Origin of the sequence: Rhizobium sp. SJZ105, assembly GCF_007828365.1 — a bacterium.
Taxonomy (GTDB): domain Bacteria; phylum Pseudomonadota; class Alphaproteobacteria; order Rhizobiales; family Rhizobiaceae; genus Agrobacterium; species Agrobacterium tumefaciens.
Genome location: NZ_VIUP01000040.1, coordinates 1 through 1607, shown reverse-complemented (window position 1 = coordinate 1607; position 1607 = coordinate 1). Strand labels below are relative to the sequence as shown.

The following is a 1607-nucleotide window of genomic DNA, read 5'->3' as shown; positions in this document are numbered from 1 at the left end:
GGGGATGCGGATAAAAACTTGGACTGATTTAGACGCTAAGGCCAAGACTTCTGCGATACTCGATGGGACTGAGTGATCCCAATGATAATTTGATGCGCTTTTCATTGTACCATCGGATGTAGGCATCAACCTCGCGGACAAACTGCTCGATCGTGATGGTTCTCCAGTCGCCAGGATAAAACAGTTCCGTTTTCAACCGACCGAAGAAGCCTTCGCACGCGGCGTTATCCTGTGAACAGCCCTTGCGAGACATCGAACGTAGCAGCTTCGCATCGCTAATCCGCGTGAGCCAGCCGGGCCAGCGATAATGCGCTCCACGATCAGAGTGGACGATCGTCCTGCCTTCGCCGTCGGTAACGGTCTCGATGGCGGCGTCCAGCATCGTGTTGACCAGCCCCGCATCCGGTTGCGTTCCAATTGACCAACTGATCACCATGCCATCGAAGCAATCTATGATGGGCGACAGGTACACCTTTCCAGCTGGAATTTGGAATTCGGTTATGTCTGTGAGCCATTTCTCGTTCGGTGTTTTCGCTCTGAAGTCCCGGTTGATCAGGTTCTCCGGCGCAGGACTGACTTCTCCCATATACGAGCCAAAACGCCGTCGCCGCGGTCTGGCGACCACCAAACTCTCCTGCTTCATCAATCGCTGCACAACCTTTTCCGAGATTGTTACGCTCTGCCTGGCCAGTGACGCCTGCAGTCTGCGGTAGCCGTAGCAGCGATGGTTGCTTTCGAAGATTTCCGTCAGGCTGCGGCGGATGGCGACATACTTGTCTTCCAGATTCACTCGGGTGCGGTGGTAGAAGTACGAGCTCCGCGCAATCCCCACCTGCAAAAGCAGTTCTGGCAATCGATAGGTATCTTTGAGGGCGTCAATCAGCTGTGTCTTTTCCCGATTACTCAGGAGTTGCAGATCGACGCCCAGGCCTTTTTTTAGCAATTCATTGGCCTTCTTCAGCAGATCATGTTCAAGCTGCAATTGTCGGACATCGCGCTGGAGGGCTTCAAGCTGTCGCTCGAGTTCTTCGCGCTCCGGCGCTGGCGCAGAAGTGTTGCGGCGTTTCATGGATGAGGCAGCCTCTTGACCGAGTAACTCATTTCTCCAAGCGTACAACGTCGGCCGGCATACACCTAGCCGCTCGGCTATTTGCTGGGCACTTTCCTCTCCACTGCAAAGATCAAGAACCGCGACTTGTTTCAAAGCGTCGGGATAGGCCGGACGCCAGGATCGACCAACCATCGAAGTTCTCGCCTCCGGAAACGCCTCTCGAACCCATGCGGTCAAAGTTCCACGACCCGGATAGCCCAACGCTCTCATCGTCGCAGAGATACAGCGATCGTGAGTGCGGTAGTGCTCAAGCGCCGTCTGCTTCTGGGCTTCAGTAAACTTCGGCGCGCGAGCCACACAACGAACGCGTAGGTCTTGATGCTGCTGGTACTCGCGATACCAGTTCCGCAGCGCATTCTTGGTCGGATAACCCAACTGGCGGATCGTCGCCTTAACCCGCTTGCCGAGCTTGATATACAGCTCGACCGCGCGAATTCTGTCAGCATGGGAATACATGAACTACCTCCTGGTGGTCCAAGTTTTAGTCCGCATCCCC

Annotated in this window: 1 protein-coding gene; it reads right to left on the bottom strand. The window is 55.1% G+C overall.

Features of this window, described 5'->3' with window-relative positions; translation table 11 throughout:
- Window positions 1-28 precede the first annotated feature (28 nt).
- Entirely contained in the window at window positions 29-1567 is a 1539-nt protein-coding gene (locus tag FB593_RS27380) for an IS3 family transposase (RefSeq protein WP_112155467.1), read from the bottom strand.
- Between the last annotated feature and the right edge of the window lie 40 nt (window positions 1568-1607).

Bases quoted from the DNA above. Each gene is read 5' to 3' on its own strand.
- FB593_RS27380 (WP_112155467.1), bottom strand. From the start codon at position 1,567: ATGTATTCCCATGCTGACAGAATTCGCGCGGTCGAGCTGTATATCAAG.